The organism is Pontibacter brevis (assembly GCF_054779655.1).
The window spans coordinates 12,338-37,498 of record NZ_BAAGXV010000007.1; the positions used below are offsets into that span (position 1 = coordinate 12,338).

23 protein-coding genes are annotated in these 25,161 nt (G+C 48.9%); 13 read left to right on the forward strand and 10 right to left on the reverse strand.

Annotated elements, in window-relative coordinates:
- Positions 1–10: 10 nt before the first annotated feature.
- The 6 genes from argB to ACYVB1_RS01450 form a co-directional block, all read right to left on the reverse strand.
- Complete coding sequence (gene argB / locus ACYVB1_RS01425; protein WP_460919742.1) at positions 11–805, reverse strand: acetylglutamate kinase; 795 nt, start codon at positions 803–805, stop codon at positions 11–13.
- Positions 806–858: 53 nt separating this feature from the next.
- Entirely contained in the window at positions 859–1,812 is a 954-nt protein-coding gene (locus tag ACYVB1_RS01430; RefSeq protein ID WP_460919744.1) for a Rossmann-fold NAD(P)-binding domain-containing protein, read from the reverse strand.
- Positions 1,812–2,966: an aspartate aminotransferase family protein gene (locus tag ACYVB1_RS01435; protein ID WP_460919746.1), complete on the reverse strand. Its 1,155-nt coding sequence runs from the start codon at positions 2,964–2,966 to the stop codon at positions 1,812–1,814. Before ACYVB1_RS01435 ends, ACYVB1_RS01430 begins: the two co-directional genes overlap by 1 nt.
- Before the next feature lie 96 nt (positions 2,967–3,062).
- Positions 3,063–4,070: an N-acetyl-gamma-glutamyl-phosphate reductase gene (gene argC / locus ACYVB1_RS01440; RefSeq protein WP_460919748.1), complete on the reverse strand. Its 1,008-nt coding sequence runs from the start codon at positions 4,068–4,070 to the stop codon at positions 3,063–3,065.
- Positions 4,055–5,260, reverse strand: a complete 1,206-nt coding sequence (gene argG / locus ACYVB1_RS01445) for an argininosuccinate synthase (RefSeq protein WP_460919750.1) — start codon at positions 5,258–5,260, stop codon at positions 4,055–4,057. The genes argC and argG overlap by 16 nt, the downstream gene beginning before the upstream one ends.
- A 30-nt stretch (positions 5,261–5,290) precedes the next feature.
- Positions 5,291–5,971: a GNAT family N-acetyltransferase gene (locus ACYVB1_RS01450; RefSeq protein WP_460919752.1), complete on the reverse strand. Its 681-nt coding sequence runs from the start codon at positions 5,969–5,971 to the stop codon at positions 5,291–5,293.
- Between the two features lie 566 nt (positions 5,972–6,537).
- Here ACYVB1_RS01450 and ACYVB1_RS01455 point away from each other — a divergent pair.
- Positions 6,538–6,834 carry a hypothetical protein gene (locus ACYVB1_RS01455; RefSeq protein ID WP_460919754.1) on the forward strand — a complete coding sequence of 99 codons (297 nt, stop codon included), beginning with the start codon at positions 6,538–6,540 and terminating at the stop codon, positions 6,832–6,834.
- Positions 6,835–6,852: 18 nt separating this feature from the next.
- Here the strand turns inward: ACYVB1_RS01455 and ACYVB1_RS01460 are convergent, their stop codons facing one another.
- Together ACYVB1_RS01460 and ACYVB1_RS01465 are read right to left on the reverse strand one after the other, a co-directional pair.
- A complete protein-coding gene (locus tag ACYVB1_RS01460; RefSeq protein ID WP_460919756.1) occupies positions 6,853–8,109 on the reverse strand; it encodes an aspartyl protease family protein in 1,257 nt (418 codons plus the stop codon).
- 374 nt (positions 8,110–8,483) lie between these two features.
- Positions 8,484–9,824 carry a voltage-gated chloride channel family protein gene (locus ACYVB1_RS01465; RefSeq protein ID WP_460919758.1) on the reverse strand — a complete coding sequence of 447 codons (1,341 nt, stop codon included), beginning with the start codon at positions 9,822–9,824 and terminating at the stop codon, positions 8,484–8,486.
- A 526-nt stretch (positions 9,825–10,350) separates the two neighbouring features.
- On the opposite strand from ACYVB1_RS01465, the gene ACYVB1_RS01470 reads away from it, so the two are divergent.
- The 4 genes from ACYVB1_RS01470 to nhaA all read left to right on the forward strand — a co-directional run bounded on the left by ACYVB1_RS01470 (position 10,351) and on the right by nhaA (position 15,131).
- Entirely contained in the window at positions 10,351–12,090 is a 1,740-nt protein-coding gene (locus ACYVB1_RS01470) for a sodium:solute symporter family protein (protein ID WP_460919760.1), read from the forward strand.
- Complete coding sequence (locus tag ACYVB1_RS01475; protein ID WP_460919762.1) at positions 12,030–12,482, forward strand: GNAT family N-acetyltransferase; 453 nt, start codon at positions 12,030–12,032, stop codon at positions 12,480–12,482. Before ACYVB1_RS01470 ends, ACYVB1_RS01475 begins: the two co-directional genes overlap by 61 nt.
- A 2-nt stretch (positions 12,483–12,484) precedes the next feature.
- Positions 12,485–13,573 (forward strand): alanine racemase, encoded by a 1,089-nt coding sequence (locus tag ACYVB1_RS01480; protein WP_460919764.1) that lies wholly within the window; start codon positions 12,485–12,487, stop codon positions 13,571–13,573.
- A 208-nt stretch (positions 13,574–13,781) separates the two neighbouring features.
- Positions 13,782–15,131 carry a Na+/H+ antiporter NhaA gene (nhaA, locus tag ACYVB1_RS01485; protein ID WP_460919766.1) on the forward strand — a complete coding sequence of 450 codons (1,350 nt, stop codon included), beginning with the start codon at positions 13,782–13,784 and terminating at the stop codon, positions 15,129–15,131.
- Positions 15,132–15,225: 94 nt separating this feature from the next.
- Here nhaA and ACYVB1_RS01490 read toward each other — a convergent pair whose 3' ends face one another.
- Positions 15,226–16,008, reverse strand: coding sequence for a universal stress protein (locus ACYVB1_RS01490; RefSeq protein WP_460919768.1), 783 nt, complete (start codon positions 16,006–16,008; stop codon positions 15,226–15,228).
- A 279-nt stretch (positions 16,009–16,287) separates the two neighbouring features.
- Between ACYVB1_RS01490 and ACYVB1_RS01495 the strand changes: the two genes are divergently transcribed.
- The 7 genes from ACYVB1_RS01495 to mnhG all read left to right on the forward strand — a co-directional run bounded on the left by ACYVB1_RS01495 (position 16,288) and on the right by mnhG (position 22,375).
- The gene (locus ACYVB1_RS01495) at positions 16,288–18,606 is read left to right on the forward strand and encodes a putative monovalent cation/H+ antiporter subunit A (RefSeq protein WP_460919770.1); all 2,319 of its coding nucleotides are present in this window, start codon (positions 16,288–16,290) and stop codon (positions 18,604–18,606) included.
- Positions 18,603–19,145 carry an MnhB domain-containing protein gene (locus tag ACYVB1_RS01500; protein ID WP_460919772.1) on the forward strand — a complete coding sequence of 181 codons (543 nt, stop codon included), beginning with the start codon at positions 18,603–18,605 and terminating at the stop codon, positions 19,143–19,145. Before ACYVB1_RS01495 ends, ACYVB1_RS01500 begins: the two co-directional genes overlap by 4 nt.
- Before the next feature lie 3 nt (positions 19,146–19,148).
- On the forward strand, positions 19,149–19,499 hold the full coding sequence (locus tag ACYVB1_RS01505) for an NADH-quinone oxidoreductase subunit K (RefSeq protein WP_460919774.1): 351 nt from the start codon (positions 19,149–19,151) through the stop codon (positions 19,497–19,499).
- A 59-nt stretch (positions 19,500–19,558) separates the two neighbouring features.
- Positions 19,559–21,070, forward strand: coding sequence for a proton-conducting transporter transmembrane domain-containing protein (locus ACYVB1_RS01510; RefSeq protein ID WP_460919776.1), 1,512 nt, complete (start codon positions 19,559–19,561; stop codon positions 21,068–21,070).
- Positions 21,071–21,141: 71 nt separating this feature from the next.
- The gene (locus ACYVB1_RS01515) at positions 21,142–21,639 is read left to right on the forward strand and encodes a Na+/H+ antiporter subunit E (protein WP_460919778.1); all 498 of its coding nucleotides are present in this window, start codon (positions 21,142–21,144) and stop codon (positions 21,637–21,639) included.
- Positions 21,636–21,905 (forward strand): monovalent cation/H+ antiporter complex subunit F, encoded by a 270-nt coding sequence (locus tag ACYVB1_RS01520; protein WP_460919780.1) that lies wholly within the window; start codon positions 21,636–21,638, stop codon positions 21,903–21,905. The genes ACYVB1_RS01515 and ACYVB1_RS01520 overlap by 4 nt, the downstream gene beginning before the upstream one ends.
- Complete coding sequence (gene mnhG, locus ACYVB1_RS01525; protein ID WP_460919782.1) at positions 21,902–22,375, forward strand: monovalent cation/H(+) antiporter subunit G; 474 nt, start codon at positions 21,902–21,904, stop codon at positions 22,373–22,375. The genes ACYVB1_RS01520 and mnhG overlap by 4 nt, the downstream gene beginning before the upstream one ends.
- Here mnhG and ACYVB1_RS01530 read toward each other — a convergent pair.
- Entirely contained in the window at positions 22,311–23,162 is an 852-nt protein-coding gene (locus tag ACYVB1_RS01530; protein WP_460919784.1) for a metallophosphoesterase, read from the reverse strand. The genes mnhG and ACYVB1_RS01530 overlap by 65 nt on opposite strands.
- 200 nt (positions 23,163–23,362) lie before the next feature.
- Here ACYVB1_RS01530 and ACYVB1_RS01535 point away from each other — a divergent pair, with 200 nt between their 5' ends.
- Positions 23,363–25,144: a chloride channel protein gene (locus ACYVB1_RS01535; protein WP_460919786.1), complete on the forward strand. Its 1,782-nt coding sequence runs from the start codon at positions 23,363–23,365 to the stop codon at positions 25,142–25,144.
- Positions 25,145–25,161 lie beyond the last annotated feature (17 nt).

The window sequence follows — 25,161 nt, forward strand, 5'->3', positions numbered from 1 at the left end:
AAGGGTAAAACTACAGCGTAAGCAGCGTGCCCGCCCTTCCGCCTGCTACAATATCATTAATTTCGGAGGCATCTCCAATCTGCACGGCCTTCACGCCTTGGCCTAGTGCCGCAAACGCATTATCCAGTTTCGGTATCATCCCCTCTGACACAACGCCTGTTTCTTTCAGCTCCCTGAACTTGACAGGATTTATTTCCGAAATCACGGAAGCCTCATCTGTGGCATCCTGCAGCACGCCTTTTTTCTCAAAGCAGTAAATTAGCCTCACCTGGTACAGGGAAGCCAGGGCAGTTGCCAGCACCGAGGCGATGGTATCGGCATTGGTGTTTAAGAGGCTCCCGTGTCCATCATGTGTCAGTGGTGCAAAAACAGGCGTTATTCCCATTGCTAGAAGCCCGTGCAGCACCTCTGCATTAATGCTTTTATTACCTGCCACATCACCGGCATAGCCGTAGTCTATTTCTCTCACCGGCCTTTTAGACGCCAGTATGGCATTGGCATCGGCACCTGTTAAACCAATGGCATTACAGCTTAATGCCTGCAGCTGCGCGACAACCTGCTTGTTGATAAGGCCACCATAGACCATCGTTACCAGTTCCAGCGTTTCTGCGTCTGTAATACGGCGGCCTTCGTTGTACTTTGGTGTAATACCCAGCCGCTGGCCAATAGTCGAGGCTATCTTCCCGCCACCATGCACCAGCATTTTGGAACCTGGCAAAGAAGCAAAATCGCTGAGGAAGCGCTGAAGCTGGGTGGGTTTGTCCAGAATGTTGCCACCAATCTTTATGATGTTTAGCTCTTGCATATTTCATTTCATTGTAGCTGGTAAGAAGATAAAGTCTTACCAGCCACCCTTATTTACCTTAAACCCTCCAGCAGTCGCTTCAGCACTGTTTGCGCAGCATAAACTCTGTTGTTTGCCTGCTCCAGCACCAGCGAATCAGGTCCGTCCAGGATCTCGTCGCTTAGCTCTACATTGCGGCGCACCGGCAGGCAGTGCAAGACCTTGCTGTTATTGGTGTTTTGCAGCTTTTCGTTTGTCATCATCCAGCCTTCGCCGTCTGTGAGCACCTGCCCGTACTGGGTGTAGCTCGACCAGTTTTTAACATAGACAAAGTCTGCATCCTGCAGCGCCTCCTGCTGATTGGTGGTTACCCGGGCATTTTTGGTGAACTCGTCGGCCAGTTCGTACCCCTCGGGGTGCGTGATGACCAGGTCCACCTCCGCCTGCCCCATCCACTCCGCAAAGGAGTTGGCGACACATTGCGGAATGGCTTTCACGTGCGGTGCCCATGTCAGCACCACTTTAGGCCGTTTTCCTGCCGAAGCATTTTCGGTAATGGTCAGCAGGTCGGCAAAGCTTTGCAGCGGGTGGCGCGTGGCAGACTCCAAGCTCACGACCGGCACTTTGCAATAGGAAATAAATTTATGAAGCAGGTCTTCGCTGTAATCTTCCTCGCGGTTCTGCAGCTTCGGGAAAGAGCGGATGCCAATAATGTCACAGTACTGCCCCATTACGGCTGCTGCTTCCTTGATGTGCTCCACGGTGCTTCCGTTCATGACGGCACCCTCCTGTGTTTCCAGCGCCCAGCCTTCTTTGTCGAGGTTCATCACCATCACATTCATGCCCAGGTTGGCACCTGCTATCTGGGTGCTCATGCGGGTGCGCAGGCTTGGGTTCAGGAAAAGCAGGCCTAGTGTTTTGTTCTGGCCTAATGTTTTATGCTGATATGGATTTTGCTTTAATTGCTGTGCCTCCAGCACCAATTCTTTCAGATTGGCAACATCCTGCACAGAAGTAAATTTTTTCATTAGTCGGCTTGTATGGTAGAAGTATGAAGAATGGATTCAAAAGCAGAAAGGAAAGTTTCTACTTCACGGGCGCCAATGCACAGAGGAGGCAGGAGACGCAGCGTGTTTTTGTCAGAGGAAGACCCGGTGAAGATGCCGTACTCCGTGAGTAGTTGTTTCCGGATAGGGGCGCATGGCTCCTCCAGTTCCACCCCTATCATCAACCCTTCTCCGCGTACTTCACGCACCCCCGGCAACTCCCGCATCGCCTCTATCAGCCTCTTGCCGATGCGCTGCGCGTTCTCCAGCAGGTTTTCGTCTTCTATTACTTCCAGCACCGCAAGGGCTGCCACACAAGCAAGGTAGTTTCCGCCAAAGGTCGTACCCAGCATGCCATGCTTCGCTTCTACTTTCGGGTGAATCAGCACACCTGCCACGGGGAAACCATTTCCCATTCCTTTGGCAACAGTTATCAGGTCTGGCTTCACATCAGAGTGCTGGTGAGCAAAGAATTTGCCTGTGCGACCGTAGCCTGTCTGTACTTCATCCAGGATAAGAAGCGCTCCCACACGCTCACAACCAGCAGCTACTTCCTTCAGGAAATCTTTTCCCGGCGCATGCACGCCGCCTACACCCTGTATGCCCTCCACAATCACAGCGGCCAGTTCAGCACCATGCACCTCAAGGGCATCATGGAAGGCAGCAACATCATTAAGAGGAACAAATACGACGTTTTCCGTTTGGTTGATAGGCGCTTGTATCGCGGGATTATCCGTTGCGGCCACGGCAGCAGATGTGCGGCCATGAAATGCTCCTTTAAATGCGATAACCTTTTTACGACCTGTATGAAAAGAAGCTACTTTAAGCGCATTCTCATTTGCCTCGGCACCGGAACTGCACAGGAAGAGGTTATAGTCCTCGTAGCCACTAAGCTTACCTAATTTTTCTGCCAGTTCCTGCTGTAGTGGCATTTGAACAGAATTAGAATAAAAGCCGATGTCGTACAGTTGCCTTGCCATGCGCTTCACATAATGCGGGTGGCTATGGCCGATGGAGATGACTGCGTGTCCGCCGTACAGGTCAAGGTAGCGTTTGCCGTTCTTGTCCCAGAGATAGGCGCCTTGTGCTTTTACAGGTGTGATATCAAAGAGGGGATAAACGTCGAATAAATTCATAAAGATGAAGTTAGAGGTAAGAGGTTAAACAGTAAAGGAAGTACTTGATGTACATGGTTATAGGTATTATAAGTTAATTGTTGAATTTTTCACTTTCTAGAAAGCGGATGCTTTCAGGTTTAGACCAGCCCTTTCGTTCAGGCCGAAGAGCAGGTTCATGTTTTGCACCGCCTGGCCGGAGGCTCCTTTCAGTAAGTTATCAATCATACTGGTGATGACAAGGTTGTCGCCCTGCTTTTCCAGGTGCAACAGGCATTTGTTTGTGTTTACCACCTGCTTCAGGTCAGGTACAGACGCGCTTATGCTGACAAAAGGATGCTCCTTATAGAAAGCTTTATATAGTTCTGCTGCTTCGCTTTGGCTCAGGCTGCTGCGGAGATAGGAAGTGCACAGAATGCCGCGCGTAAAAGGTCCCCGGTAAGGCACGAAGTTTATCTCCGGCAGTTTCTCTTCCTGCAGCCCTTGCAGCGTGCGGCGTATCTCGTGCAGGTGCTGGTGGTTCAGCACTTTATAGTTGGAGATGTTACTGCTGCGCCAGCTGTAGTGCGACGTGGCTGACAAGCTTTGCCCGGCGCCGGTGCTACCGGTAATGCCGCTTACGTGCACCTCCTCTGTCAATAGCTTTTCTGCCGCCAAAGGCAGCAGGCCCAGTTGTATGGCAGTGGCAAAGCAGCCTGGGTTTGCAATGTTCTCCGCTTCTTTTATCGCCTCGCGCTGCAGCTCCGGCAAACCATACACAAAAGTGCGTCCGGCGCCACTAACAGAAGCTTCTGTAACACTTTCGTTCCAGCGGAAATCCTGGCTCAGGTCGATTATTTTTATGTGTTTCGGCAGGTCGCTGGCCTCTACAAACTTCTTCGCCTCGCCATGGCCCACACAAAGAAACAGCACATCCACGGCTGGCTCTAGCGTATCGGTAAAAGCAAGCTCAGTATCACCTAGCAGATCTTTGTGGACGTCATACACAGGTTTGCCCGCCTGGCTGTTGCTGTGAACAAAAGCAATGTGTACGTTCGGGTGGTGCACCAGGAGGCGCAATAGTTCTCCTCCGGTATAGCCTGCACCGCCTACTATACCGGCTTTCACATTTACTTGGTCTCCCATGCTGTCTCGCTGTTGATGCTATGGTACATCTTTGTCTGGTTGCCGAAAATCTTCGCGAAGCCTTTTACATCATCCGAAGTCCAGGCGCGGTTCATTTCTCCGTAAGTGCCAAACTTATTGCTCATCAGGTCATGTGCACTCTCAATACCTTCAACCTGGAAGCGGTAAGGCGCCAGCAGCACGTGCACTTTACCAGTTACATTCTGCTGTGTGTTCTGCAAAAAGGCCTCTATGTCACGCATGGCAGGGTCGAGCAGTTGTCCCTCATGCAGCCAGTTGCCATACCAGACGGACAGCTGGTCTTTCCAGTAAAGCTGCCACTTGGTTAGCACGTGTTTTTCCAACGTATGGTGCGCCTTGATGATGACCATTGGTGCGGCGGCTTCGAAGCCAACACGTCCTTTGATGCCAATGATAGTGTCGCCCACGTGTATGTCGCGCCCAATAGCAAAAGGTGCCGCCATTTCCTGCAGGTGCTGAATGGCCTGTACCGGGTGCGCAAAAGTCTGCTCATTTATACCCACCAGTTCGCCTTTCTCAAAATGCAGCGTTACGCGCTCCGGGTCCTGCTTGCTCAGCGGCGTCGGGTAGGCTTCCTCTGGCAAAGGCAGGTGAGAGGTTAAGGTTTCCTTCCCTCCTACGGATGTTCCCCAGATGCCTTTGTTGATGGAATACTGCGCTTTTTTGAAATCCATTTCCACCCCATGCTGCTTTAGGTATTCAATCTCCTCTTCCCGCGACAGCTTTTTATCGCGGATAGGCGTGATGATTTCCACTTCCGGTATAATGGCCTGGAAAATCATATCGAAGCGCACCTGGTCGTTACCGGCGCCGGTGCTGCCATGCGCCACATAATCAGCGTCAATCGTTTTAGCATAGTTAGCGATGGCCAGTGCCTGTGTTACACGCTCTGCACTCACCGACAGCGGATAGACATTGTTCTTGAGTACGTTACCGTATATCAGGTAGCGGATACAGCTGTTGTAGAAGTTTTCCGTTTCATCAAGATGGGTATGCTTTTTAGAACCCATGGCATAGGCACGTCGCTCAATGTCTTCCAGTTCTTCAGCAGAAAATCCACCTGTGTCTACAATGGCTGTATACACTTCCAGGCCTAGTTCCTGGGCCAGGTAAATGGCACAATAAGAGGTATCCAATCCGCCACTAAAGGCTAAAACTACTTTTTTCATTCTATATGTTTTTTGTCAGGTTAAGGGTAACTAAGCTGCCGACACTTTGGAAGACGTGTTTTCCGGCTGCTGCGATGGGCGCTGGCGATGCCGCGTCCATCGCTCCTGCACGCTATAAGTTTTTGGCTGCGGTTTCTTCTCTACAACGGGCAAAGCCATGAAACTCTCCTCTTTGGCAGGGTCGTAGAGCATCGCTGTACAAAGGCAGTTGGTTCGGTTCTTACTCTGCAGGATCTCAAAGTTCACGCAGCTGCGGCAGCCTTTCCAGAACTCCTCATCGTCTGTTAGTTCAGAGAAGGTAACAGGTTTATACCCCAGGCTGGAGTTAATGCGCATCACAGCAAGAGCAGTCGTTAAGCCGAAAATTTTTGCATCAGGATACTTCTTGCGCGACAACTCAAAAATTTTCTGCTTGATTTGGCGGGCAAGGCCACTCTTGCGCAGATCCGGCGCTACGATCAGACCAGAGTTAGCCACATATTTGCCGTGACCCCAGGTTTCGATGTAGCAGAAACCAGCCCAGGTGCCGTCGTGGTGGAGCGCAATAACAGCCTTGCCTTCCTGCATTTTCTGGACGATATAGTCCGGAGAACGCTTGGCTATGCCTGTTCCTCTGGCTTTAGCTGATTGCTCCATTTCCTGGCATATCTGCTGGGCATAAATGGTGTGTTGCTCACCGGCAACAATAACAATGAATTCGGATGGATTCATCTTATAGAAAATAATAAGCCCTTGCCGTGCAAAGCAGGGCGTATAAATGATATAAAAAAACCGGATAACAATAGCCTTGACCTGCAGGCATCGTTATGCCCGGTGTCTTTTGCTATTCAGGAAGATTGATGAAAGAATGACTACCGCATAGGCAGTCGGTAAGTACGCCGGCCTAGGGCCTGTAGCGGACTACAGATATGGAAGGTGTAAAAACTACCCTTGTTAGAAGGATAGAAAAAGTCGCACTCTCCGTATTTGAAGAGTGTTTTATCATACTTAATGATAAAAGCGCCTTTTTTTGCATTGCCTTAGTAAGTTGTTAAAAAATGAGTACGTTACTTATACCCAGATGAACACGACAAATGTTTCACATAAAATTTATTATTTCAAAATTTAGAGCATAAAAATTTATGAAGAACGGTGCAAACCAGTAGAAATAAGGCTAAAAAGGGTCTAAAAACTGATTTTCCATTTTAGAAGAGCTTCAAATCGCCTGGTAGCTGTAAATGAATTAACTTGCACTTCAATTGTACGGCTGCGCCAGCCTTCTTACATCTTTGTGTTACATGGGAAAAATGTCAATCCGGGTTATAATCGGCATCTTATTTTCTGTTATCGGCATGGTATCGCTGTTCCTGACGCGTGAGGCGCTGACAGCGGCTGTCTGGTTAAGTTTTGGAAATGGCCTTGTACTTTCTGATCTGCGGTTTTCTGCGACGGATGAAAAGGGGAACACCTATATCAAGCCTATCCCGAAAGCCAGGTTCTTTGCTGCCTTGTTCCTGATAATATTTGCCGTTGTTCTGCTGGGCCTTCAGATTTACCTCGACTTACAGGCTGCCGACGCAGGTAGCGGGAAGTAAAGTTTGGGGGAATCAAACTTAAATGCGGCTTTGCAGCACCAGGTCTACATTCAGAATTTCTTTTTGCCGCCGCAGCCGCAGGCGTAACTTCCGGCCGGGTTTGCCTTTCAGAATTTCCATTAGTTCGGGCAACATGAGTTCGGTACATTTTCGGCCGTTAATATCCACGAGCTGATCCCCGGGTTTCAGCCCTAACTGTTTTGCAGGAGAGCCCTCCACCACATTCGAAATAACATAGAAATTAGTGCCCGGCAAGGGGGTAACCACCTCGAAACCAGCCATGTTGTAATTGAAAGGTTCTCTAAACCTGCGGTTTGGAATGAGTGTGAGCTTGGAATGCGGATAATCAAAGATAACGGTGAAGCGGGAAAGCACATCTGAGCCCAAGTTTCCGTTCCGACCTCCCAGGTTAATTGCCATTTTGATAGATTCTTCGTTCGGGTAGGATGCGGGCAGGTCCTGCAACTCATACTTTCCCAGTGCAAAGGCGTTTAGGCGTCCGATTTTGCCGTGCAGGTCGCCGCTAAGGCCCCTACCCAGGAAAGCTTCCATTACCTTAGGTGGCAGCGCCAGGCGTTCATCGGATGGTAGATAAAGGGAGAGGCTATGGCTAGCCCCTGTATCTACCACCAGTTTAACGTCTACAGTGTCGCCATTGTGCTGTCGCACCTTTCCGTATACATAGGCTTTTGTTCCTTCTATATGCAGCGGGTGCTCCTCCGCCTTTCTTTTTTTCTTCAGCTTTGTGTCGGGCTTATAGAGTGTCAGCACTTTAGAACTGTAATCTATTTTAACGATAAAGTTCTTAAAGATATCATACCCGATAATTCCGTGCATCGGCATGCCCATGTAACTGGAAAGGTCAAATACATCTTCGAGCAGCACATAGACCTGGTGGTTGATACCCTTGATGCCCTGCATAAACATTTCATTGCCAAACGACTCGTAGGCTTCAATGGTGTGGCCCTCTCCTAGTCCGTTGATGATAATTTTGTTTACGTCCTTCAATTCAAGGGCATCATCGTGGTACAGGTGTGTGATGAGCGTGTTTTTTACACCAGAATCGAGGATAAAATTAAGCGGCTGAGAATTATTTATTTTTACTGGAATAACAATCAGGTTGTGTACCAGCTTAAACGGAATCGAGACTTTTTTGCGCTTGGTAACAAAAAAAACAGTGTCTCTGTCTGTTTTATGTGATTTTTGTGCCGTTGCCGGAGATTGTAGCAGGCAAAGGGTAAAGCATAGCAGCATCAGGATTCCAACTCGTGCCATAACCTGAACATCTGGTGGTTGTACAATAGCAATTAGGTATTGTAATATACGTAACAAGCGGTAAATGAGCTAATTCGTTCCCCCATAACTACTGGTTTTAGAATAAAAATAAGTAATTACTCACCTTTTCAATAAAACAGGTACAACCATGTTCAAACACAGCTTTCAGAAATCTGAAAAGCATGTTCGTGTCTGCCCATTTATTACCTGTAAATGAGTCTGAAAAGAGGTGTTTGTAATGCTTTGACTATCGCGGTGGTGCTATTCTGCCCGTGGACGCTGCCGCTCACGCGGCACTGAAGAACCCCCAATCAGAGCCCCTTCCCCCGGGCATTCAACGGAAAAACGGGAAACGTTCACTTTGTGCGGTAAACTTATTGCTTTCTCTTCCGGCGTGCTGCTGCCACGGAAGAAAGGTTCTGGCCTTTTTCGCGGCCAAAGAAAAGGTGCTTGGGTGTGCCGATAATTTGGGAACCGTAGATGCCGGAGTGGCCGGAGAAAAGATAAGCCGTAACGCAGGCGAGTGCCATGAAAACACTGCTTTCAGCCCCGAACAGCTCAATGGCCATGATGGTGCAGGTAAGCGGGGTGTTGGTGGCACCGGAGAAAACTGCTACAAAGCCCATTCCCGCCAGCAAAGCCATAGGCAGCGGCACTACCCCCGATAAGGCATTGCCTAGGGTAGCCCCGGTAAAGAAAAGTGGTGTAACCTCTCCCCCTTTAAATCCAGCCCCCAGGGTGAAAGCAGTTAGTACAATCTTGAGGAAGGAGTCATACCAGGGCTGGGCAACCTCAAAAGACTGAAGAATGGTGGGAATACCTAAGCCAATGTATTTGGTGGTCCCCATAGCCCAGACCACGACTGCTATCACAGCACCACCCAGTAATGGACGGAAAGGTGCGTAGGAAACACGCTGATTGAACTGATACGTAAAAAAATGCGTGCTCTTTGCAAAAGCCATACCGGCTAACCCAAAAACAGCTCCCGCCGTGAGGGTATAAGCTATTCCCTGGACTGTCATTTCAGGAACGAAAGGAATGGCATAGTGCGTGTGGCCAACACCCCACGCCAGGCAGACATAGTCTGCTATCACGGCTGCCAGGAAACTAGGCAATAAGGCTTCGTATCGCAGCCGACCCAGTATAAAAACCTCCAGGCCAAAAATGGCTCCCGCCAGAGGTGTACCAAACAAGGAAGAGAACCCGGCGCTAATACCTGTAATCAACAATATTTTTCGGTCGCGGGGACGTAGCCGGAATAGCCTGGTGAACTGATCAGCAAGGGTGCCTCCCATTTGCACTGCTGTACCCTCGCGGCCGGCAGAGCCACCGAAAAGGTGCGTTACCAGTGTGCCGAACAGCACCAGCGGCGCCATCCGGAAAGGTACCACTTCCCGCGGCCTGTGAATTTCCTCCAATAGCAGGTTATTTCCCCTAACAGCGCGCCCGCCATAATAGTGATATAGCAAACCAACAGCAAAACCGCCTATGGGGAGCAGCCAGATAATCCAGGTGTTGGCCTCCCGGTAATCTGTTACCCAATCCAGCGACACAAGAAAAAAGGCAGATGCCGAGCCTGCCAGCACACCCACCAGCACACAAATAGCCAGCCATTTCAGGGTATAGAGAACAGCCGTGGTCTGTTCTCCGGCAGAGAACATTCTGCTAAATTTTCTACTGAAGTTCGCTTTAGAGGTTGTTGGTCGGTTTTTCATGTGCTGCTGACGACAAATATACAACAATGGCAATGGAATGCTTGCCAATTTGCAGTCATCAGCCGGCGCAGGGGGTAATCCTTTCTATAATAGTTTGTTATAGATGTGCACATTTCAGGGGAATTTGAATCACCCTGCCTGAAAGTACAAATCAGACTAGCAGATAAAGTTATCTGCTTCTCAGTTTCCCCTCTTCGTTCTCTATTTAAAAGAGGATGGCACGTAAGCTCACAGGACATTAAATATGCTTCATGATTACTGCAGTACTTCCTGTTTTTTACCTGCAGGTTAGCTTCTCCTGTAAATGGTACTGTGCCCATAAAACCGCTTCACAGGAATCAGGGATGAATGTTGCCTTTACGGACAACGTGAAGCAAATATTTGCACTTAAGCCTGCGGCACAACATTAATTCATGGCTCTACAGAGCACCATAGGTCCTCAAATATAAAATTTAAGCACCTTTTTAAGTATCTTCAGGATTAACCTCCGTACCCATTACGCATAAAAATTAAACTATACCAATAGATGCACTACATCGATCTACTTATTTTCGTACTGTACATGCTGGCGATGCTGGGCGTAGGAATCTACTTTCTGAAAAAGAACGAAGGTGCTGACGATTATTATGTAGGCGGCCGCTCTATGGGCAGCGGGCATATCGGGCTTTCGGTTGTAGCCACAGATGTAGGTGGAGGCTTTTCTATAGGCCTGGGTGGACTTGGTTTTGCCATGGGGCTGTCAGGGTCCTGGATGCTGTTTACCGGACTTTTAGGTGCCTGGCTGGCGGCAGTATTCCTGATCCCGAAGGTCAAGAACAACCCTGCATTTGCTAAATTCCTGACTTTCCCACAGATATTCGGCTATTACTTTAACTCCCGTGTCGCGCTGCTGGCTGGCATTATTTCCGCTATAGGCTACACCGGCTTCACGAGCTCCCAGATTCTGGCGGGCGCGAAGCTGGCCAGTGGCACCTTCATTGACCTTGACCTTAACACAGCCCTTCTGATAATGGGTGTTATAGCCGTGGTGTATACCGTAATGGGTGGTATGAAAGCCGTGATATACACTGACACCGTACAGTGGGCCATCCTAATGAGCGGACTGGTGTTTATTGGCATACCGGTTTCTTTTTTAGCTGTGGGCGGTGGCGTGGAGCAAATAAGCTTCTCGCAGCTTACCAACCTGGACTGGCTTTCCGCACAAAGCAGTAAAAGCATGGCTGCCATCCAGGCTATCCTCCCGCCGGAGTTCCTGAGCCTGACGAATATTACCTGGCAGCAGCTGGTGAACTGGGCCATCACCATTATCCCTATCTGGTTTGTGGGCATGACGCTTTACCAGCGCATCTATGCCTGCCGTGATGAAAAAACAGCCAAAAAAGCCTGGTACCTGGCGGGCCTCTTTGAGTGGCCCATCATGGCTTTTATGGGAGTAAGCCTCGGCATTCTTGCCCGGGTGGCTGCAGAACAGGGCATGTTCGAAGCATTAGGTGCCGGTGCTGTGGTAGACCCTGAAACCGGTTTGCCAATGCTCCTGCGTACAGTACTGCCGGTAGGCCTGATGGGTTTGATGCTCTCTGCCTATTTTTCAGCCATCCTGTCTACGGCAGACAGCTGCCTGATGGCCTCTTCCGGCAACATAGTCTCGGATGTCATCAGCCACTTCTGGAAAATAGATTCTGAGGCACCCTCTACATTGCGCCTCTCTCAACTGGTTACCCTGGCCGTTGGTGCCTTTGCCCTCTGGCTGGCCACTACCATGACGAACGTGCTTGACCTGATGCTGTACTCGTACGCATTTATGGTCTCCGGGCTTTTTGTTCCGGTACTTGGAGCGCTGTTCTGGAAACGCCGCAGTAGTGTGGGTGCTTTCTGGGCGATGCTAACAGGTGGTGTGGTCACAGTGGTGCTGCAGGTAAGCACCATTTCCGCCCCTGCCCCCGATGCTGATGTGCTGGGGCTCGCCCAAACATTACACCCTTATTTTCCGGCAGAAGTGAGCAGCAACTGGGTCAGCCTGAGCGAATTTGAATTGCAGGAGCTGGTGGAACGTACACTTTCAGCCCACAGCATCGTACACATACCATGGCTGAACCTGACGTTCAAACTACCCATGAACCTGGACCCGAACCTTTACGGCTTAACAGCCTCGCTTATACTTTACATCCTACTGACATACTTATATCCCGATAACAATCAAAAAACATGGCAGAAAACAACAATGTCCGATACGACATTTACACCCCAACCAACCAGCAAGGGCTAGACAAAGAGGAAGTAATCGATTTCCTGTTCCATCAACTCGATGAATATGGAGACGAACGGAAAGACATTGCTAAATGCCTGGACTATGCTCTATCCGAAGCGGAAGGCAAAGGAGGGTCTGTTATGGTAGCGCGGGAAGGTGACGCCGTAGTGGGTGTATTAATACTGAATAATACAGGTATGAGCGGATTTATACCTGAAAATATACTGGTTTACATTGCTGTGCACAGCAGCCAGCGCGGCAAAGGCGTAGGGAAAAAATTGGTTCAGATGGCGGCCGACAATACCACAGGGAGCATAGCCCTACACGTGGAGCCACAAAACCCGGCCCGTCACCTCTATGAGAAGATGGGCTTCACAAATAAATATTTAGAGTATAGATTACTAAGATAAACATGGCAGTTCTAAAGCTGTACCGCGATAAATTAAAACATAATTACAACCACCTCGACAAAGTTTTCAAGGAACACAACATCGACTGGGGCATTGTAACGAAATTACTTTGTGGAGAGGAAATTTTCCTGAAAGAGGTGCTTGCGCTTGGAGTCCGTGAAATTCATGACTCCCGCGTCACCAATCTGAAAGCCATTAAAAATGTAGCGCCTGATGTTCAGACGGTTTACATCAAACCCGCTCCTAAAAAAAGCATACCCGAGATAATACAGTATGCCGACGTCAGCTTTGAGACAGAGCTGGAAACTATCCGGATGCTGTCGGATGAGGCTGTGAGGCAGGATAAAGTCCACAAAATCATCATCATGATTGAAATGGGCGACCTTCGGGAGGGCGTTATGGGCGAAGACCTGGTAAACTTTTATGAAAAGGTATTTAAGTTACCAGGCATATCCGTGGTAGGCTTAGGCGCAAACTTTAATTGCCTGCACGGGGTGATGCCCACAAGAGACAAGCTGATTCAGCTTAGCCTGTACAAGCAAATTATAGAAGCTAAGTTTAACAAGGAAATACCTTGGGTCTCCGGAGGCACTACGGTCACAATTCCGCTACTGTTCAACCACCAGTTGCCACAAGGTATCAACCATTTCCGGATTGGCGAAGCCTTGTTCTTTGGCGCAAACCTTTTTACGGGTGAGACATTTGAAGGAATGTATGATGATGTGTTTGAGCTGGAAACAGAGATTATTGAACTAACCGAAAAACCGATGGTGCCGAGTGGCCTGCTGGCGGAAAACCCCAGTGGCGAAAGCTTTGAGGTGGACGAGAGCCTATATGGTAAAACATCCCACAGGGCGATTCTGGATGTTGGCTTGCTTGACATCAACCCAAAGTTTCTTATCCCTAAAGATGGACAAGCAGAACGCGAAGAGCTGAATGTAATAGGTGCCAGTTCCGATATGCTGGTTGTGGAACTGGGAGAAAACCGAAACAGATGTAAGGTAGGTGATACACTCCGGTTTAACCTGAAGTACATGGGAGCCCTGAGCCTCCTGAACTCGCGCTACATCAACAAAGAAGTTATCAGCTAAAAAAATGTTAATCACAGGAACAGCCCCGGAGTTTTCAGGGGCTGTTTTTTTTATACCTTTTTAGGAAAAACGGCTGCTTTCAAAGTTCAAACATAGTCCAGCTACAGCTTATTTACCTTCCCGCCCACTGGCTGCATATAATAACCTTTGCACCGTAGTCACGTCTTTTGCTTTAACAAGTATTTAATTTCAGAACATAAAATCAAATATGGCAACAAAGATCCCGCTTATTCGTCGCATCGTTTATCCTTTGCAGCAGTTTATTCAGGCCGAGTCGTTCAGCGGTATACTTTTAATGTTTGTTACTCTCATTGCCCTTGCCTGGGCAAATTCTCCCTGGGCAGACTCCTATGTGGAAACCTGGAACACGCCTTTAACCATTGCTTTCGGGGAGTTTGGCTTAACGAAGGCTGCCATTCTCTGGATTAACGATGGTTTGATGGCCATTTTCTTTTTTGTGGTTGGCCTGGAGATAAAACGGGAGATGCTGATGGGTGAGCTTGCCTCCCTTAAGAATGCAGCCTTCCCGGTTGTAGCTGCTATAGGCGGTATGCTGGTACCGGCGCTAATTTACGTTTTTCTAAATAATAATACAGAAGGAATGTCGGGTTGGGGTATCCCGATGGCAACGGACATTGCTTTTGCCCTGGGCATACTCACTTTGCTTGGAAACAGGGTGCCACTTTCGCTAAAGCTTTTCCTGGTAGCATTTGCCATTGTAGATGACATTGGTGCCGTGCTGGTGATTGCCTTGTTTTACACAGCTGAAGTTGACTTTGTGTACCTTTTCAGTGCATTGCTCACTTTTGGCTTTCTATTGATATTAAGTTCTGTGAAAGTGCGTAGCATCTGGATTTACACGCTTTTAGGTATAGTAATGTGGGTGCTGTTTCTGAAGTCAGGGGTACATGCCACTATTGCCGGTATTCTTTTAGCTATCACCATTCCGGCACGTTCTAAGATAACAGAACCTGAATTTGTCAGGTCAACCAACAACATCATAGCAGAGCTGCAGACGGTTTTTGCGCCACAGGCAAACCCGGAGCGGGAAGTGGAGACAATGGAAGAGGAACAATACCAGGCGGCTGTTTATACCATCGAAGAAAACTGCGAAGAGGCGCTCTCTCCCCTACACCGGCTAGAGCATTCCCTTCATCCCTGGGTGGCCTATGCCATTATGCCTATTTTTGCCCTGGCTAATGCAGGTATCTATGTAGATGCCACCCTGACCGCGGGCTTTTCAAATCCTATTTCCTGGGGCATTATCCTTGGCCTGGTGCTGGGTAAACCTGTCGGGATAATGCTTTTCACAGGACTGGCATCAGTTACAGGACTGGTATCAAAACCCATAACTTTTAGCTGGTTGCAGGTAGTTGGAGCAGGGCTTTTAGGTGGCATAGGCTTTACCATGTCTATTTTTATTGCCAACCTCGCCTTTGTGGGTTCACCCTTCCTGGCGCAGGCTAAACTGGCCATTCTAAGTGCTTCTTTTGTAGCCGGCGTGGTGGCTTACCTGCTGCTCCGGTCTACTTCCCGTAAAATGGTCGAGAATATTTAAAGTTCTTTCAGACTTGTCAGGCCCAAACGCAAAAGTGCCCTTGTATAACAACAGCAAGGGCACTTTTGCGTTTTTCAGGTTTAAAGAGCCAATACTACCGGAGCAAGGCATCCAGGAACCCCATTTCTTCATTCTTATTCTTGAAAACCAGTAAAGGAATATCCAGGTCGTGGCGCAGTATTTTCTCCGTCACACTGCCAATCACAAATAGCGCTGCTGCCGACATTCCCTTCGCACCAATTACCAGCATATCCGCACGGGCTCGTTTTGCTTCCATTACCACCAATTCCCCGATATCGGCCTGTTCATCCTGGCGCACGAGTAAAAGCTCTGCCCTGTTCTGTAGCTCCGGGAACCGTTCCAGCAGCTGTTGGAACTTCTCCCTGGCAAAACCACGCATCCGCTCATCAAAATCCTCATAACTCATACCCAAGGTAATATAGCCGCTCGGCACATCATATACATGCAGGCACACAACCTCTATGGCAGGCTTAGACAAGGCAGAATGAAGCACACGGTCCATAGCCATCTCGCTATACTTAGAGAAATCCACACTTACCACAACCCGCCGCAGCCTTGGGTCATATGTTTCCGGTACAAAAAGCACACTTAACCTGCCGGTGCGAAGCAGCTTCTGTGCCAGCACACCGCTACCCCGCAGGCGCAGTTTACGGCCTACCAGCATCAGGTCTATGTCTTTTATCTTTGACCAATGCAGTAGTTCTTTTAAAGGTGTTCCTTCTTCAATCAATATCTCTGTCTCTACCATCGGCAGCTTCCCGAACACCGGTCCAACCTTGGAGGCAACCATTTGCCGGAGCCCCTCTTCCGCTGAAACGTTTTCCCTTTGAAGATTTTGCCGCAGTTCTTGGGGCAAATCAAGGCTTTTTTCTACATGAATAAAGCAGACCTTTTCAATTTGTAACTCAGCACACAAAAATGCGGCATAGTTTATAAGCGTCTCATCCATTGGGGTAAGATCAAGGCCTATTAACAATCGTTTCAACGTGTTCATGGTGTATGGGTGTTTTGATTACTTCTGATAATTAAAAATACATGGCGCTATATCTCATAGGCTGTAACCTAAAAAGCGCAGGAGGGTAAGTATTCTATCATACGGTTTTATCTAAAAAGATATACATTAAGTAACCTTTTCATGCTCTATACCCTACTTGCAGGGCTCTTTGTTTCCATTGCCGCGCCGCTTTTGTATCGTTGGCTGGGCAGGTATGTGGTTATTCCGCTGGCACTGCTGCCACTATGCATTTTCAGTTACTTCTGTAAGCAAGTCGGGTATATAACAGGAGGCGGCAGTGTTCGCCAATCTTTTTCGTGGGTGCCTGAGCTGGGTATAAACTTTACGTTTCACTTGGATGGGCTAAGTCTGCTTTTTGCGCTCCTGATTTCTTTTTTTGGCATTCTGATCATGATTTATGCCTATGGCTATCTGGGGAAGCACCCACTGCTGGGGCGCTTTTATATGTACCTCACACTCTTCATGACTGCCATGCTGGGTGTCGTAACTGCTGACAATATTTTTTGCCTGTTCCTGTTTTGGGAGCTAACCAGTATCAGTTCTTACCTGCTGATAGGCTTTAACCACGAACAGGAAGAATCCCGCACTTCTGCCTGGCAGGCTTTGATTGTGACCGGTGCGGGGGGGCTGTGCCTGATGGGTGGCCTCATCTTACTAAGCATTGCAAGCGGAGACTACACCTTCAGCGAAATGTTGATTGGCAGCAGAGATGTAACTGCGCATGCACTTTACCTGCCGGCCCTGCTGCTCATCCTGTTAGGGTGCTTCTCCAAATCGGCTCAGGTTCCTTTTCATTTCTGGTTACCCAACGCCATGGCTGCCCCCACTCCTGTCAGTGCGTACCTGCACTCTGCTACGATGGTAAAAGCAGGTATTTACCTGCTGGCCCGCCTGACACCAGTTTTAGGTGGTACAGAGGTTTGGCTTTCCTGCTTGCTTGTAGTGGGTGGGGCTACCGCCGTACTAGGGGCAATACTAGCCTTGCAGCAAACAGACTTAAAAGCCGTACTTGCCTACACAACCATCAGTGCCCTGGGCCTGCTTGTGATGATGTTGGGGCTGGGATCCGCCATTGCCATAGAGGCAATGCTGGTGTTCCTGCTGGCCCATGCCCTGTACAAAGGCACCTTGTTTCTGGTGGCTGGCGCAGTAGACCATAGCACAGGCACCCGCCAGATAGAAGCATTGAGGGGCCTGGGCAAAAGCATGAAGTTTACAGGCATAGCCGCCACCCTGGCGGCCTTGTCGATGGCCGGGATTATTTCATTTTTCGGGTTTATTGGAAAAGAGCTGCTATACGAGGCTTCGCTGGAAAGCCCTACTTTTAACTGGCTTCTGTTAGGGGTAAACATACTGGCTGGTGTTGCTTTTGTGGCTGTAGCTATCCTGATGAGCTTTCGTTTGTTTTGGTTTAAAACAGGCAATCCTACCCCCTTACAACACCATACATCTCCTTACTTGTACCTCCCCCCCCTGCTGCTGGGCTTGATAGGCTTAATTTTTGGGTTGTTGGCTGGTTTACTTCCTGCCCCTGTTTTAGAGCGGGCTGCGCGCAGCATTTTGCCCCGTGAGCAAGTTCATTTTGATCTGGCGCTTTGGCACGGGTTTACACTAGTATTCGCGCTGAGCCTGCTGACACTCCTGCTGGGTTATTTCCTGTACCGAAACCTGCCGGTGCTGCACAGGTCAGCGCACAGGCTGAACAGTCTTTATCGTTACGGCCCGGACAGCATGTACCGTGAAGGCTTCAAAGGATTCTTAAAGGGAGCAAAGGCATTTATCAATACCCTGCAGAACGGTTACCTGCGCAACTACATCATCTATATCGTTCTTTTCTTTTGCAGTTTAATGCTGTTTGTGTTGTGGAGGGATGCCCCGCACGTAAACCTGGGTGGAAGGGCACAACTGCTGGATGACATACGGCTTTACGAACTGGTACTGTTTGTATTGGTAGTGGCGGCACTGATTTATATACTCGGTACCCGCTCCCGCCTCACCTCCATTGTGGTGATGGGACTGGTAGGGTACTCAGCCGCCCTGTTTTATATTCTGTTTGGAGCCCCGGATGTGGCCGCTACTCAGTTGCTGATAGAGACGCTCACCGTGGTCATTTTCGTGCTCCTGCTCCACAAGCTGCCTGCCTTCTGGTACCTGTCGCACCAGTTCCGGAAATACAAATTCATTTTTATTTCGGTCCTGTTTGGCTTCGTGATGACGTACACCCTGCTGCTTGTGCAGGAGCATGCTGTTGAATCAGATTTGAAGGAGTTCTACGGCAAAGCAAGTTACCTGGAGGCCCACGGCAAAAACATTGTAAATGTGATACTCGTCGATTTCAGGGGCTTTGACACTTTGGGTGAAATAACGGTCTTGGCAGTGGCGGCGCTTGGGATCTTTGCCTTGCTGCGCCTGAACCCGGAGAAAGGAGGCAAACCATGAGGACTATTATACTATCAACGGCGATTCGTCTGCTCACGCCCGTCTTCCTGCTTTTCTCTGTATACATCCTGTTCAGAGGACACAACCACCCGGGGGGCGGGTTCATCGGCGGGTTGATAGGTTCGATAGCCTTCGTTTTCCATGTGCTGGCGCATGGGGCCAATGCCACTGCACGGGTTTTCTTTAGCCTTACCCTTTACCATCACCCCCGCCAGGAGGGGCACAGCCGCACCCGCTATTTTATACAAATATTAAATGCTAACATCAGGGGACGCCGCAAAGGATATAAGGAAAACCACTGGAACTTTGTTTTTGTGCGTGTAAGGCCAGTTTACCTGATTGGCCTGGGACTACTGATGGCGGTGTGCAGCGGAACGATAGGATTGCTGCTGGGTCAGTCCTTCCTGACAGGCCTGTGGCTGGATGTGCACCTGCCCATAATTGGTTATCTGGGCACTCCCCTGCTGTTCGATGCGGGTGTTTACCTGCTGGTCATGGGCATGGTACTGAAGATGATTTTTACGATGTCAAAAGAATAAACGATGGCGTTACTGTTACCCTTTCTGATAGGCACCTTATTTTCGGTGGGCTTGTACTTCATTTTACACCGGCACCTGTTCAAGCTGATATTGGGCCTTATTCTCTTTAGCCTGGCAACTAATCTTTTCCTGTTTGTAGTTGGCGGAATCACAGGCGGCGGCGTCGCCATCATTCCGGAAAACAAGGAAGTTGCAGCGGCACCTTACCCGGATCCGGTACCCCAGGCCCTCCTGCTGACAGCCATCGTCATAGGTTTCGGGTTACAGGCTTTCGCCATTGTGCTTATCCGCAGGGTGTACCAGACCTTTAAATCAAATAACCTCGACGAACTGAATAATACCGACAAAACCTGAACCGGGCTTACACAAGCTTCAGAAATTTGAATCTGCTATAAGAGACACACCCGCCACGCATGAAACCAAGCCTGCTCCTAATACTTCCTTTACTCACGCCGCTCTATGGCGCCGTGTTGTGCCTGCTGTTCTGGCGGCGTATAAGGATACAGAGTGTTGTTGCAGCAGTTGCACAACTGGGTTGGCTTGCGTCAGCGGGCCTCCTCCTGCACAAGGTAAACCAGGCAGGCATACAGGCAACGCAGATTGGAGAGTGGCCGGCTCCGTTCGGCATCACACTTGTAGCAGATCTTTTTGGTGCCCTCATTCTGCTTAGCGCCTCTGTTATTGGCATTGCTGTTTTTCTTTATGCCCTGTACGGACTGGACAGCACACGCAAAAGGTATGGCTATTACCCGCTGCTGCTGTTTTTGCAGATGGGGGTAAGTGGTGTCTGCCTCACAGGAGACATTTTTAATTTATATGTGTGGTTTGAAGTGCTGCTCATCTGCTGTTTCGCACTGCTGGCCCTGGGCGGCACAAGGGCGCAGCTGGAGGGCACCCTGAAGTATGTGACGATAAACTTTTTTGCCTCGGGCATCTTGCTGACAGGCGTGGGAGTGGTCTATGCGCTGTTTGGTTCTCTAAATATGGCTGAACTGGCGATGATTGTTCGCAGCCCCGATCACCCCAACCTATCGCTGCTTACCCTGAGCAGTATATTTTTCCTGACAGGGTTTGGCATCAAGTCAGCCATTTTCCCGCTTTTTTTCTGGCTGCCAGCCTCTTATCATACACCACCCATTGCTATTTCTTCCTTTATTGCAGGATTGATTTCAAAAGTGGGCATTTATACCCTGATCCGGCTCTTTACGCTTGTGTTTGTACCGGATGCTGCCTTCATGCTGCCCCTGCTGCTGGTATTGTCCGGCTTAACCATGGTAATAGGCGTGATCGGTGCCGCCGCTCAGAAGGACTTCCGGAAAATACTTTCCTTTCATATTATCAGCCAGATTGGGTATATGCTGATGGGCCTGGCCATTTATACCCCCCTGGCCGTAGCGGGAAGTATCTATTTCATCATTCACAACATTTTGGTTAAGACAAACTTGTTTCTGGTAAGCGGCGTGGTAGCGCAGCAGCACCATACTTTCTCTTTGAAAAAACTTGGCGGACTTTACCTGAAACAGCCATTCCTGTCGCTCCTTTTCCTTTTGTCGGCGCTTGCCCTGGCCGGCATACCGCCTCTGTCTGGTTTCTGGGGGAAATTTATGCTGGCAAAGGGAGGCTTTGAGGCAGGGAATTACAGCATTGTAGCAGTTTCGCTTTCTGTCAGCCTGGTCACGCTCTTTTCTATGACAAAAATCTGGAATGAAGTGTTCTTGAAGCCAAAGCCAGAAAAGGCAGTACTTTCACCGGAAGTAAAAACCACCCATCTGCAACACATAAAGTTTATGTATGTGCCGGTAGCGTTTCTTCTGGGCTTTATCCTGCTCATAAGCCTTTACGCAGCCCCTTTCATTAACCTGGCACAGAGAGCTGCAGATCAACTATTCTACACCAATAGTTACATAGAAGCCGTACTAAAATAAGTTACAGGTTGCTGTTAATGAAGAAAAGGTAACCTGGAACGACTCAGAAAATAAACTGGAACAAGGATATAATGAGGCTCTTTTACACACATAGTTTCATCACGTTTGTGGCAGTATTCATTTTTATGCGGCAGGGCTTGCTTCCTGTACCTTATAACGCATTGACTGCTTCTCTCGCTTTTTTGCTGTTATTCATCCTGCTTTGGCTGAGCTCTTTTCTTTATAACAAAACATATTTCCGGAAGCTGCCCAAAGCAGTGAACTTTGGTTTCTTCTTCCTGAAAGAGTTGCTGGTCGCGAATGTAAAAATAGCCTTCGATATACTGACGCCTCACTATTACATGAATCCTACGGTGATCGCTATCCCGCTACGCATTAAAACAAACTTTGAGATCATGCTACTGGCAAACATGATTACGCTTACGCCTGGTACCCTGAGTATTGATGTAAGTAAAAACCGGAAGACCTTGTATGTGCACGCCCTGTATGTAAAAGACGATGACATAGAAAAGTTAAAGCAGCACATTAAGCATGGCTTTGAACGCAGATTAATCGAACTGACAACATGAGCATCTTTCAGGCAACATTGGTTATTGCGATAGCGGTTCTGAGCTTCTGCCTGCTTCTGACGGCTGTCCGCTTCGCTATTGGCCCCACGCTCCCCGACCGCATCACGGCCTTCGATTTGATAGTGGCCAACGTGATTGGGATTATTGCTATCTATACGGAATACACTGGGAACGAGGATTTTATTGACGTTGCCATTATCCTCTCCCTGTTCGGGTTTCTGGGTTCTATTTCCTTTGCCTACTATCTCATGAAAACCACAAAATGATCATGTTCGAAAACCTGGATATTAATCTAATTAAAGAAATCGTCAGCTGTGTGTTCATCCTGTCCGGAGTGTTCTTCATATTGGTGGCGACAATAGGGCTACTTCGCCTGCCTGATTTTTACATAAGGATGTCGGCAATCACAAAAGGAAGCACCCTTGGGCTGGGGCTCATCCTGCTGGGGTTGGGCATTTATTTTAACCAGCCGAGCATGCTCCTGAAAGTGTTAGCCATTATTACGTTTACCTTTATCACGGCGCCTGTGGCAGCGCACGTAATTGGGCGAACTGCTGTGCAGAACAGAATTCCCTTCTGGGAACACACGAACCTGAAAGAGTTTAAAAAATACCTGCACCGGGAGCACCTCGAAGAAGTGGTGAATTATGATAAATACCAGGAGCAGGTGCTTAAGAAGGAGAAGAAGAATAAGGAGGCGAAGAAGGCTGCTGCCCGTGAGGATGATGGTAAATAAAAGGCCTTAATGGATCAGCATATTTCCGGTAAGCATTTACTACAGTAAGTGCATGATCAGGATAGGTTAAGGCAGTGAGGCTTCCTCCGAATACACAGCCCGTATCAATATTTATGGTATTATTCCGCCAGATAGGCTCATGAACCGGTGTATGCCCGTACACCACAATCGCTTTTCCACAATAGGCTGCAGCCCAATCCAGACGCACAGGCAGGCCTTTTTCATCTACAGCGCCAGTCGTAGGACCGTACAGGCACAATGCCCGGACACTCTTGGTGTTCCGGCCGTGCAGGCGCTCCTCCAGTCCTGCATGGGCTATCACAAGCCTGCCCTGATCCAGAATGATATGGTGCGGGAGGTTTCCGATAAAGTGCCGCACCCGCTCATGGAAAGCAGCATCATAGCTTTCCATCTGCGCAACCGTCAGTTCCAGGCCATGCCGTATCTGCACATTATGCCCCAGTAGTTTGCGGTAGAGTTTATTATCGTGGTTTCCGCTCACACAGTAGGCTTGTCCTGCTTCCACCATGTCCATAACCAGGCGGAGCACTTCAGGTGAATTCGGCCCCCGATCAACCAGGTCTCCGACAAACAAGGCTTTGAAATTTAAAGGTGCCTTTACTTCGTAACGCTGCTCATGCGCATTAAAATAAACATGGTAATGCAGGCGTTGCAGCAGGGCCAGCAGTTCTTCAAAACAACCATGCACATCCCCTATAATATGAAAGGGGCCCTGTTCATCCGGTAGAATAAGAAAACCATTTTCCTGCTGTAACTGTACGGCCATAACCTATGCGCTAAAACAACTTCATGTATAGATAGGGATACTACCTCTTATTAACAGGAAAAAGAGCGAGTAAGTTGGGGCTACGCAGCTAATTTTTGTGAGGGCGGCCCCATAACAATGCAATTTCTGGTTGAGGTTGGCCAATGTTCTTCATAATTTTACTTTCTTATAAAAAGCTCCCGGTAAGGCGGGCATCTGCAATGCCTCATTATAAAAAATATAAAATTCCGCTCCTCTGGCTACGCCGCCATACCTCCGACCGTGAATTTATGCTGATTTCCAGTGTGCTGGTGGGTTTAACAGCAGGCTTGGCTGCCGTTGCGCTTAAGTCGCTGGTGCATTATATCCACGTGCTGCTGGCCTATGGAAACCGTTTGTTAGATCAGCCTTACTGGCTTGTGGTTTTTCCTATCATCGGTATCCTGCTTACAGTACTGCTGGTACGCACCCTTTTTCATGGCACCATCGGCCGCGGAACGGCCAATGTGTTGTATAACATTTCGCAAAAGTCAAGCATGATGGAACGGCACAAAATGTTTTCGCACGTGCTCACGAGTGGGATTACCGCTGGCTTTGGCGGATCGGCAGGCCTGGAGTCTCCCATTGTGGTAACGGGATCGGCCATCGGCTCTAATTATGGCCGCGACTACCACCTGAATTACCGCGATCGCACTTTACTTTTAGCCAGTGGGGCGGCGGCAGGCATTGCGGCTGTTTTTAATGCGCCCATTGCCGGAGTACTTTTTGCGATTGAGGTCCTGCTGACAGACATCAGCATCGCCGCCTTTATTCCACTGATTATCTCGGCAGTGGTTGGAGCCCTATGCTCCAAAATCATATTGCAGGAAGAGATTCTTTTCAATATTGGCCAGACGGAGCTTTTTGCTGCCAACCATGTGCCCTTCTATGTACTGCTGGGTATTTTAGCAGGTATGATGTCCGTTTACTACACCCGCATGGCGCTGCGCGTGGAGGAGGTTTTTGAGGATTACCAAGGGAAAGCCTACATCCGGGCACTTGTCGGCGGTATGCTGCTTGGGTTACTGATTATGCTGTTTCCCCCTTTGTTTGGGGAGGGCTACGGAAGTATAACCCTGCTGGAAGCCAACAATGCCGAAAGCCTGCTGCAGGATAGCTGGCTTGCCTTTTTCGGCACAAATGAGTGGGTGGTACTCTCCTTTGTGGGCGCACTGGCACTGGTGAAAGTGTTTGCCACCACCATCACCATCGCTTCCGGTGGAAACGGCGGTAACTTTGCCCCCTCGATGTTTGTGGGCGCCTGCACCGGTTTTTTCTTCTCCCGGCTGGTAAACCTGCTTAACATCAGCAACCTGCCTGTCAGCAGTTTCTCTATGGTAGGCATGGCAGGTATTCTGAGTGGGGTGATGCATGCGCCCCTCACCGCCGTCTTCCTGATAGCAGAGATAACCGGCGGCTATACCCTTATGATTCCGCTGATGATCGTATCCGCCACTTCATTTGCCATGGTGAAATACTTCGAACCGTATTCACTTGATACTAAGAAGCTGGCACAGCGGGGGCAGCTGCTGACGCACAATAAAGACCGCACCATCCTGCATATCATGAAAATAAGGCACCTGATTGAAACTGAGTTTCAGCCTGTGTCCCCTGATGCCACACTTGGTGAACTGGTGCAGGTAATAGCCGATTCCCGCCGCAACCTTTTCCCGGTAGTAAATGCAGAGCAGAAATTGGAAGGGGTTATTCTACTGGAGAATGTGCGCGAAATCATGTTCAAAACAGAAAAATATGCAGTAGTAACGGTAAAAGAACTCATGGTGAAGCCACCTGCCGTGGTGCAATACAATGATAGCATGGCAGAGGTAATGAAGAAATTTGATGCGTCCGGCGCCTGGAACCTGCCGGTGCTGTTGAATGATGTTTATATAGGCTTTGTGTCTAAGTCCAGCATCTTCACCAAATACAGAAAACTGCTGATTAAAACCACCAATGTAGCATAGCTGGAGAAAAGAACTCC

Excerpts from the sequence above, each read along its gene's own strand:
- argB (WP_460919742.1), bottom strand. The coding sequence starts at position 805 with ATGCAAGAGCTAAACATCATAAAGATTGGTGGCAACATTCTGGACAAA.
- ACYVB1_RS01430 (WP_460919744.1), bottom strand. The coding sequence starts at position 1,812 with ATGAAAAAATTTACTTCTGTGCAGGATGTTGCCAATCTGAAAGAATTG.
- ACYVB1_RS01435 (WP_460919746.1), bottom strand. The coding sequence starts at position 2,966 with ATGAATTTATTCGACGTTTATCCCCTCTTTGATATCACACCTGTAAAA.
- argC (WP_460919748.1), bottom strand. The coding sequence starts at position 4,070 with ATGGGAGACCAAGTAAATGTGAAAGCCGGTATAGTAGGCGGTGCAGGC.
- argG (WP_460919750.1), bottom strand. The coding sequence starts at position 5,260 with ATGAAAAAAGTAGTTTTAGCCTTTAGTGGCGGATTGGATACCTCTTAT.
- ACYVB1_RS01450 (WP_460919752.1), bottom strand. The coding sequence starts at position 5,971 with ATGAATCCATCCGAATTCATTGTTATTGTTGCCGGTGAGCAACACACC.
- ACYVB1_RS01455 (WP_460919754.1), top strand. The coding sequence starts at position 6,538 with ATGGGAAAAATGTCAATCCGGGTTATAATCGGCATCTTATTTTCTGTT.
- ACYVB1_RS01460 (WP_460919756.1), bottom strand. The coding sequence starts at position 8,109 with ATGGCACGAGTTGGAATCCTGATGCTGCTATGCTTTACCCTTTGCCTG.
- ACYVB1_RS01465 (WP_460919758.1), bottom strand. The coding sequence starts at position 9,824 with ATGAAAAACCGACCAACAACCTCTAAAGCGAACTTCAGTAGAAAATTT.
- ACYVB1_RS01470 (WP_460919760.1), top strand. The coding sequence starts at position 10,351 with ATGCACTACATCGATCTACTTATTTTCGTACTGTACATGCTGGCGATG.
- ACYVB1_RS01475 (WP_460919762.1), top strand. The coding sequence starts at position 12,030 with ATGGCAGAAAACAACAATGTCCGATACGACATTTACACCCCAACCAAC.
- ACYVB1_RS01480 (WP_460919764.1), top strand. The coding sequence starts at position 12,485 with ATGGCAGTTCTAAAGCTGTACCGCGATAAATTAAAACATAATTACAAC.
- nhaA (WP_460919766.1), top strand. The coding sequence starts at position 13,782 with ATGGCAACAAAGATCCCGCTTATTCGTCGCATCGTTTATCCTTTGCAG.
- ACYVB1_RS01495 (WP_460919770.1), top strand. The coding sequence starts at position 16,288 with ATGCTCTATACCCTACTTGCAGGGCTCTTTGTTTCCATTGCCGCGCCG.
- ACYVB1_RS01500 (WP_460919772.1), top strand. The coding sequence starts at position 18,603 with ATGAGGACTATTATACTATCAACGGCGATTCGTCTGCTCACGCCCGTC.
- ACYVB1_RS01505 (WP_460919774.1), top strand. The coding sequence starts at position 19,149 with ATGGCGTTACTGTTACCCTTTCTGATAGGCACCTTATTTTCGGTGGGC.
- ACYVB1_RS01510 (WP_460919776.1), top strand. The coding sequence starts at position 19,559 with ATGAAACCAAGCCTGCTCCTAATACTTCCTTTACTCACGCCGCTCTAT.
- ACYVB1_RS01515 (WP_460919778.1), top strand. The coding sequence starts at position 21,142 with ATGAGGCTCTTTTACACACATAGTTTCATCACGTTTGTGGCAGTATTC.
- ACYVB1_RS01520 (WP_460919780.1), top strand. The coding sequence starts at position 21,636 with ATGAGCATCTTTCAGGCAACATTGGTTATTGCGATAGCGGTTCTGAGC.
- mnhG (WP_460919782.1), top strand. The coding sequence starts at position 21,902 with ATGATCATGTTCGAAAACCTGGATATTAATCTAATTAAAGAAATCGTC.
- ACYVB1_RS01530 (WP_460919784.1), bottom strand. The coding sequence starts at position 23,162 with ATGGCCGTACAGTTACAGCAGGAAAATGGTTTTCTTATTCTACCGGAT.
- ACYVB1_RS01535 (WP_460919786.1), top strand. The coding sequence starts at position 23,363 with ATGCCTCATTATAAAAAATATAAAATTCCGCTCCTCTGGCTACGCCGC.